1 protein-coding gene is annotated in these 421 nt (G+C 66.5%); it reads right to left on the reverse strand.

Features of this window, described 5'->3' with window-relative positions:
• A partial coding sequence (locus tag I6F37_RS41600; protein ID WP_225154613.1) for a hypothetical protein occupies positions 1 to 421 on the reverse strand: 421 nt, incomplete at both ends.

The following is a 421-nucleotide window of genomic DNA, read 5'->3' on the forward strand; positions in this document are numbered from 1 at the left end:
GGTAGTGGTGGTGCGCGGCGGGCTTTCGGGCTTGGCCGCGGGCGCGCGCGTGTCGGAAACCGTCTCGGTGTCGCGCTCTTTGGCCGTGCGCACCGCCCGCCGGCTCGTGGCTCCTCGCACCGGAGCACGAGGCACGAATACCCATCCGACGTGGGGAATTGGCTTTCCGCCGAAGAGTCGACCCTCCTCGAAGAGCCACGGGTGGGCACCGTGGAACTCTTGGAAAGAGTCGTTCGACAACACGACGGCATCGGCCCGTCGTGCCACCTCGAGGATGAACGCATCACCGCGGCCGATCGCACCCGCGGGCGGCGTGATCATGCCGTTGGACGAGATGGCTTCTTCATACCAGCGCTTCTCTTTGGGGCTGATGCGGTGCCCGAACGTGGCGTCGACGATGACCGTCACGACGTTGAACGGG

The organism is Bradyrhizobium sp. NBAIM08, from assembly GCF_020193935.1.
GTDB lineage: Bacteria > Pseudomonadota > Alphaproteobacteria > Rhizobiales > Xanthobacteraceae > Bradyrhizobium > Bradyrhizobium yuanmingense.